The sequence below is a fragment of the Trueperaceae bacterium genome (assembly GCA_019454765.1).
Classification (GTDB): Bacteria; Deinococcota; Deinococci; order Deinococcales; family Trueperaceae; genus JAAYYF01.
Genome location: JACFNR010000039.1, coordinates 20,839 through 28,259, shown reverse-complemented (window position 1 = coordinate 28,259; position 7,421 = coordinate 20,839). Strand labels below are relative to the sequence as shown.

The following is a 7,421-nucleotide window of genomic DNA, read 5'->3' as shown; positions in this document are numbered from 1 at the left end:
CTCGAGCTTAGTTCCGGTGGCGCCGCGCAGGTCAGTGGCGGATGTCCTTGGCGCGCGGCGCCACCGGAGGCGGCGCGTCAGTCTCCCACCCGGTACCCGAACGCGTAACCGCTCAGCGTCTCGAGGTAGTTGGCGCGCTCGAACGCCCCCGGGTCGGGCGCCGAGGTCTGCGCCAGGGCGCCGCGGAGTTGCGCCACCGAGTCGTAGTCGTGCTCCGCCAGCCAGAAGTCGAGGCCGTTCACGAGCTCGGTCACGTGCTCGGGTCCGCGTTCGAGTAGCGCCGAGGCGAGCGTGACCACGTCGGCGCCCACCAGCAGGAGCTTGACGACGTCCTCGACCGCGTGCACGCCGCCGGCGCCCGCCAGGTCGAGCGCGACCCGGCCCCTGAGGAGCGCGATCCAGCGCAGCGCCAGGCGCGCCTCGGCGCTGGTCGAGAGCGTGAGGCTGGGGCTCACGTTCAGCTCGTCCAGGTCGACGTCCGGCTGGTAGAAGCGGTTGAACAGCACCACGCCTCGCGCCCCCACCCGCGCCAGGTTCTGCGTCAGGTGCGGCAGCGACGAGAACCAGGGTCCCAGCTTCACGGCCACCGGCACCCGCACGCTGCTGGTGACCTCCAACACGGTGTCGAGGGTGCGCCGCTCCACCTCCACGGCGCTCTCCGCCGGGTCGGTGGCCAGGTAGTAGACGTTGAGCTCGAGCGCGTCGGCCCCCGCCATCTCCATCAGCCTGGCGTAGCGCGTCCAGCCGCCCGGGCGGTAGCCGTTCAGGCTCGCTATCACGGGCACGCTCAGCAGGTCCTTGGCGGCGCTGAGGTGGCGCAGGTAGTCGTCCGCGCCCAGCTCGACGCCCGTGTACGGGTCGAAATAGCCCGTCACCTCGGGCGAGATCTCCTGGCCCACGCGGCTCAGCTCGTCGAGCAGGCGCTCCTCGCGCTCGATCTGCTCCTCGAACAGCGACGGCAGCACAACCGCGCCGACGCCGGCGTCCTCCAACCGCCTCAAGGTGTCGAGCCGGCCCGTGAGGGGCGACGAGGACGCCACCACCGGGTTCCTCAGGTGCAGGCCGAGGTAAGTGGTCTCCAGGTTCGGGCTCATGCTTCGACCTCCGCCTCGCCCGCGGCCGCCGTCGCCAGGGCCCGCGCGGCGTCACCGCTCGCCTTGTCGGGCACCTCGTGGTGCACCGCGGCCAGCTGTTCGTAGAGGGCGCGCCGCGCCTTGGCGTCGGCCTCCGCCAGCTTCATGAGCGCCTCGGCGCGCTCGGGCTGCGAGCGGGCCAGGACCGAGAAGCGCCCCTCCTTGCTCGCCCACTCCGCCAGCGAGGCGCGGGGCGGCCGCGAGTCGAGCACCAGCGGCTGCCCGCCGCCCTCCTTGAGGGCCTCGCGCGGGTCGTAATGGTAGAGGGTCAGGTAGCCGGCCCTCACGGCGTCGCGCTGGTGAGTCATCATCGTGCTCATGTCGATGCCGTGCGCGATGCACGGGCTGTAGGCGATGATCAGGCTCGGTCCGGGCCACTCGGCCGCGGCGCGCAGCACGTCGATGGTCTGCTTCGGGCTGGCGCCCATGGCGATCTGCGCCACGTACACGTCGCCGTACGCCATGGCGATCTGGCCGAGGTCCTTCTTGCCCACGGCCTTGCCGCTCGCCGCGAACTTGGCCACGGCGGCGCGGGGCGTGGCCTTGGAGGCCTGGCCGCCCGTGTTGCTGTAGACCTCCGTGTCGAGCACGAGCACGTTGACGTCGCGGCCCGTGGCGAGCACGTGGTCGAGGCCGCCGAAGCCGATGTCGTACGCCCAGCCGTCGCCGCCCACGATCCAGAGCTGGCGGTAGACGAGCGTCTCGGCCACGCTGGCGAGACGCGCCGCGTCGCGCCGCTCGGCGTCGTCGAGGCTCGGGGCGAGCTCCTCAAGCCGCGCCGTGAGGGTCGCCACCCGCTCGCGCTGCGCCGCCATGCCGGCCTCGTCGCGGGCGTCGGCGCCGCGCAGCAGCCCGTCGGCCAGCTCGGCGCCCAGCCGGTGCCTGAAGCGGTCCACCAGGGTGCGCGCCTGCTCGGAGCGGGCGTCGACCGCCAGGCGCATGCCCAGCCCGAACTCGGCGGCGTCCTCGAAGAGCGAGTTCGACCAGGCGGGCCCGCGCCCCTCGGCGTTCCGCGCCCACGGGGTGGTGGGCAGGTTGGCGCCGTAGATGGACGAGCAGCCGGTGGCGTTGGCCACGATGAGGTGGTCGCCGTAGAGCTGCGTGAGGAGCTTCAGGTAGGGCGTCTCGCCGCAGCCGGCGCAGGCGCCCGAGAACTCGAACAGGGGCTCGCGGAGCTGCGACGCCTTGATGGGGTCGAGCGCGTCGAAGCTCGGGCGCGGGTACGGCAGGCCCTCGAAGAACGCCCAGTTGGCGCGCTCCCGCTCGAGGTGCGGCAGCTTGGGCTCGAGGTTGATGGCCTTGCGCTTGAGGTCGGTCTTGTCGCGCGCCGGGCAGACGTCGACGCACACGCCGCAGCCCGTGCAGTCGTCGGGGGCGAGCTGCACGATGTAGGCGTGGCCGGCGAGGCTCTCGTCGCGGCCCGTCCACGGCGTCGACTCGAACCCCTCCGGGGCGCCCTCGAGCAGCCCCATGGGCACCGCGTTGACGCGGATGGCGGAGTGCGGGCAGGCGAGCGTGCACAGGTTGCACTGGGTGCAGACGTCCTTCTGCCAGATGGGTACCTCGGTGGCGATGGAGCGCTTCTCCCAGCGCGCCGTGTCGGTCGGGTAGGTGCCGTCGACGGGGAAGGCCGACACGGGCAGCAGGTCGCCCTCGCCCGCCATGATGCGCGCGGTGACGCGCTGCACGAACTCGGGCGCGGCCTCGGGCACGAGGGCGTGGCGCCGGTAACGCCCCTCGCCCTCCGCCGGCACCGCCACGGGGTGCAGGTTGGCGATGGCGGCGTCCACCGCGGCGTGGTTGCGCGCCAGGATGGTCGCGCCGCGCTTGGCGTAGGTTCGGTCGATGGCGTCCTTGATGGCGCCCAGCGCCTCGTCTCGCGGCAGGACGCCGGAGAGCGCGAAGAAGCACGTCTGCATGACGGTGTTGATGTGCCCGCCGAGGCCCGCCTCGCGCGCCACGCGGTCGCCGTCGATGGTGTAGAGCTTCAGGTCGCGTTCGCGCGCCAGGCGCTGCGCCTCCACCGGCAGGTACTCCCACAGCTCCTCCGCGCGGAACGGGGCGTTGAAGAGCACGGTGGCGCCGGGCGCGGCCAGGCCGAGCACGTCGCGCGAGTAGACGAGCTCGAACCAGTGCACCCCGACGAACCCGGCCGCCTCGATGAGGTAGGGGCTCGCCACGGGCGCCTTGCCGAAGCGCAGGTGCGACACGGTCACGGCGCCCGACTTCTTCGAGTCGTAGACGAAGTAGCCCTGGGCGTCGAGGTCGGTGTTCTCGCCGATGATCTTGACGCTGTTCTTGGTGGCGCCCACGGTGCCGTCGGAGCCCAGCCCGTAGAAGACGGCGCGGGTGACGTCGCTTCGCTCGGTGACGAACCCCTCGTCGACGGCGAGGGAGAGGTGGGTCACGTCGTCGACGATGCCGACCGTGAACGACCTGGGCGCGCCGGGATCCGCGAGCGCGTCGAGCGCCGCCTTGGCCATGCGCGGCGTGAACTCCTTGCTGCCAAGGCCGTAGCGGCCGTTCAGGACGCGCGGGCGCGTGGCGCCGTCGTCCCAGCGCTCGGCCAGGGCGGTGACGACGTCCTGGTAGAGCGGCTCGCCGGCGGAGCCCGGCTCCTTGGTGCGGTCGAGGACGCTCATGCCGCGCACCGTGGCGGGCAGGGCGGCGACGAACGCAGGAGAGTCGAACGGCCGGTACAGCTTCACGGTCACGACCCCGACCTTCTCGCCCGCCGCCACCAGCTCGCGCACCGCCTCACGGGCGGCGACGGCGCCGGAACCCATGATCACGAGCACCCGCTCGGCGTCTGGCGCCCCCTCGTACTCGAAGGCGCGGTAGCGGCGGCCGGTGCGCGCCGCGAACTCGTCGAAGAGCTCGGCCACCACGCCCGGCACGGCCGCGTAGTAGGAGTTGGCCGCCTCGCGCGACTGGAAGAACACGTCCGGGTTCTGCGCCGTCCCGCGCAGCACCGGGCGGTCCGGGTCGAGGGCCCGGGCGCGGTGCGCCGCCACCAGTTCGTCGGGGAGGAAGGCCCGCACGTCGTCCTCCCCCAGCGGCACGATGCGCGCCACCTCGTGGCTGGTGCGGAACCCGTCCTGCACGTGGAGGAACGGCACGCGCGAGCGGAGGGTGGCCGCCTGCGCGATGAGCGCGAGGTCCTGCGCCTCCTGCACCGAGGCGGCGAACAGCATGGCCCAACCGGTGGAGCGCGCCGCCATGACGTCGGAGTGATCACCGAAGATGGATAGCGCGTGGCTGGCGATGGAGCGCGCCGCCACGTGGATGACGGCGGCCGTGAGCTCGCCCGCGATCTTGAACATGTTGGGGACCATGAGTAGGAGGCCCTGCGACGACGTGAACGTCGTCGTCAGCGCGCCGGCCTGCAGCGCGCCGTGCACCGTGCCCGCCGCGCCGCCCTCGCTCTGCAGCTGCACCACCTCGGGCACCTGCCCCCACAGGTTGCGGCGCCCCGCCGCCGACCACGCGTCCGCGAACTCGCCCATGGGCGAGGCGGGGGTGATCGGGTAGATGGCTATCACCTCGTTGACCAGGTGTGCCACCCTGGCGGTCGCCTCGTTGCCGTCAACCACGGTTCGCTTCCCCAACATGGGCGCCTCCTCCCGTCGCCCGGGTCGGCTAGGTCGCGACTCGGCGGGCGGGTCTCACCTGAGGCTAGCCGCAAGCGGGTAGGGCATTTGGCCCGTCGCGGTCGGGGTGAGTGCGCAGGAGGGCCGCACCCTCGGCGCCGGGCCGGACCGCGCCGGACCGGCGCGTCAGAGCCGGACGGTGAAGAGCGCCCCGCCGCCCGGCGCGTTGGTCGCCGTGACGGTCCCGCCGTGCAGGCTCACCAGGCTGCTGACGATGGCGAGGCCGAGGCCGCTGCCGCCGCCGGACCGGGCGCGGCTCGGGTCGCCCCGCACGAACCGCTCGAAGATGCGCGCCTCGGTGCCCTCCTCCAACCCGGGTCCCTCGTCCCTCACGCTGAAGCAGGCACCCGGCGGCGCGCCCTCGACGCTCAACGTCACCCGCCCACCCGCCGGCGAGTGCCTGAGCGCGTTGTCGAGCAGGTTGAGCATCACCTGCCGCATGCGGTCGGGATCCACGAAGGCGCGCACCGGACCGTCGCCCCGCACCTCGAGGGTCACGTCCCTCGCGCCCGCCGCCACCTGGACCCCGGCGACGACCTGCAGCGCGAGCTCGCGCAGGTCGACGTCGACGCGTTCGACCGACAGCTCGCCCGCGTCGGCGAGCGACAGGGTGCGCAGGTCGTCGACCAGGCGGCCGAGCGCCAGCACCTGCGCGTGCAGGTCCCTCACCTCGTCCATCGTGAGCGGCACCACGCCGTCCTCGACGGCCTCCAACCGGCCCCGCATGATGGTCAGGGGCGTGCGCAGCTCGTGCGCCACGTCGGCGACGAGCGCCTTGCGGTTCGCCTCCAGGCGCTCGAGCGCGTCTGCCATGGCGTTGAAGCTCTGCGCGAGGCGCGTCGTCTCGGCGGCGCCCGCGCCCGCCTCCGCCGGGGCGTCGAGGCGCACCGACAGGTCGCCGGCCGCCACCCGCCCCGCGGCGCGCGTGACCCGCTCGACCGGCCCGGCGATGACGCGCGCGAGTACCAGCGCGAGCACCACCGCCACCACCAGCGCCAGGAGGCCGGAGGCCGCCAGGCTGGCGGCGCGCTGCTCGAGGGAGTCGCGCAGGAGGCGCACCACGGCCGCGCGTCCCACGGCGCTCTGGAGCTCACGCGCCCCGGCGGCGCGCGGCGTCAGCACGGCCGTCCAACCGTCGCCCACGAGCACCCGGCCCTCGAACAGCAGCCGCCTCCCCAGGTCGCCCGCCCCGAACCGGGCGCGCTCGCCGGGCGGCAACGCGCCGTTCTCGCGGACGATGGCCGTCACGAGCGGGGCGGCCATCAGACCCATGGTGAGTAGCGTCACGCCCACGAAGGCGAGCACCAGCCTGACGCCCAGGCGCCTCACCGCCCCTCCTCCAGCCGGAAGCCGAGCCCGCGCACGGTCCTGATCAACCCGGGGGCGCCCGCCGCTGCGAGCTTCCGGCGCAGGTTCTTGAGGTGGGAGTCGATCGTGCGCTCGAGCATGTCGCTGTCTGGCAGCGCCCTGGCGATGAGCTCGGCGCGGTCGAACACGCGCCCTGGGGCCGCGGCCAGGGCGGCGAGCAGGCGGAACTCGGTGGCGGTGAGCTGCAGGTCCTGACCGGCGTAGCTGGCGCCGGCGCCCGTCACGTCGACGCTCAAGCGCCCGACGGTCACCCGCTCTCCGGGTTCCTGTGCGGGGAGCGAGCGCCGCAGGACGGCCTTCACGCGCGCCACCACCTCCCGGAAGGAGAACGGCTTGACCACGTAATCGTCGGCGCCGAGGCCCAGCCCCACCAGGCGGTCGACCTCCTCGGTGCGCGCCGTGAGCATGATGACCGGCACCTCTCCGGCGCGCCTGATGGCCTTGAGCACCTCGAAGCCGTCGACGCCCGGCAGCATCACGTCGAGCAGGACCAGGTCGGGGGCCGCAGCGCGGAAGAGCGCCAGCGCGGCGGTGCCGCTCGCGGCCACCTCCGTCTCGTACCCCTCGCGGCGCAGGTACGCCTCGAGGGTGCGCGAGATCCCGTCCTCGTCCTCGACGATCAGGACCTTCATGCCGCCTCCGCCCGCTCCCGCCGTCCGCTCGTACGCCCCATCGACCAGATGGTACCGGCCGCGCGTGGAGGTTCCGTGCACGCGCGCGCCGCCTCGCCCGTCGGCGCGGCGCCGCGCCTCCACGGCATCTGCACGCAGGGCCCACGCTCCCTCCCCGCGGCCGCGCCATCCTTGCGCCAGCGACACCGACCTGTCGCGTTGGAGGCGATCACCATGACGAAGAAGCTCGTTCTCACGGCCGCGGTGGCCGCGGCGCTCATCGCGAGCCCGGCGCTGGCCCAACCGCCGGCCGGCCAGGCGCCCGCGCAGGCGGGTGCCGCCGCGCAACTCGGCGACCTGCGGCGCGAGGCGCGGCGCCTGACACTGCTCAACGCCCTCCCCACCGAGGCGCGGGCCGAGGTCGAGGCCCTCATGGCCCGAGGCGAGGCGCTGCGCGCGACGGAGACCGAGCTGCAGCTGGCGCGCCTGCAGGCGTACGTGGCGGCCCTGGAGACGGGCGAGACGGGCGCCGAGGCCGCCGCCACCGCGCAGGCGGCCGTGGCGGAGCAGGCCGAGGCGGTCGAGGCGCAGCGGAGCGCGCTGCTAGAGGACGTCCGCGCGTTCGGCGAGAGCCACCCCACGCTGCGCCGCCGCTTGGC

Annotated in this window: 5 protein-coding genes; 1 reads left to right on the top strand and 4 read right to left on the bottom strand. The window is 73.8% G+C overall.

Annotation, left to right across the window (positions count from 1 at the left end):
* Positions 1 to 77: 77 nt before the first annotated feature.
* The 4 genes from H3C53_10450 to H3C53_10435 form a co-directional block, all read right to left on the bottom strand.
* The gene (locus H3C53_10450; GenBank protein MBW7917086.1) at positions 78 to 1,094 is read right to left on the bottom strand and encodes a dihydroorotate dehydrogenase-like protein; all 1,017 of its coding nucleotides are present in this window, start codon (positions 1,092 to 1,094) and stop codon (positions 78 to 80) included.
* Positions 1,091 to 4,744 (bottom strand): pyruvate:ferredoxin (flavodoxin) oxidoreductase, encoded by a 3,654-nt coding sequence (gene nifJ, locus H3C53_10445; protein MBW7917085.1) that lies wholly within the window; start codon positions 4,742 to 4,744, stop codon positions 1,091 to 1,093. The genes H3C53_10450 and nifJ overlap by 4 nt, the downstream gene beginning before the upstream one ends.
* A 165-nt stretch (positions 4,745 to 4,909) precedes the next feature.
* Entirely contained in the window at positions 4,910 to 6,112 is a 1,203-nt protein-coding gene (locus H3C53_10440) for a HAMP domain-containing protein (GenBank protein ID MBW7917084.1), read from the bottom strand.
* Entirely contained in the window at positions 6,109 to 6,783 is a 675-nt protein-coding gene (locus H3C53_10435) for a response regulator (protein MBW7917083.1), read from the bottom strand. The genes H3C53_10440 and H3C53_10435 overlap by 4 nt, the downstream gene beginning before the upstream one ends.
* 213 nt (positions 6,784 to 6,996) lie before the next feature.
* On the opposite strand from H3C53_10435, the gene H3C53_10430 reads away from it, so the two are divergent.
* Positions 6,997 to 7,421 (top strand): hypothetical protein (locus H3C53_10430; protein ID MBW7917082.1); only part of this gene is annotated, 425 nt, incomplete at its 3' end.

What these genes read in the sequence shown, in the direction of transcription:
- H3C53_10450 (MBW7917086.1), bottom strand. Translation starts at nt 1,094, where the DNA reads ATGAGCCCGAACCTGGAGACCACTTACCTCGGCCTGCACCTGAGGAAC.
- nifJ (MBW7917085.1), bottom strand. Translation starts at nt 4,744, where the DNA reads ATGTTGGGGAAGCGAACCGTGGTTGACGGCAACGAGGCGACCGCCAGG.
- H3C53_10435 (MBW7917083.1), bottom strand. Translation starts at nt 6,783, where the DNA reads ATGAAGGTCCTGATCGTCGAGGACGAGGACGGGATCTCGCGCACCCTC.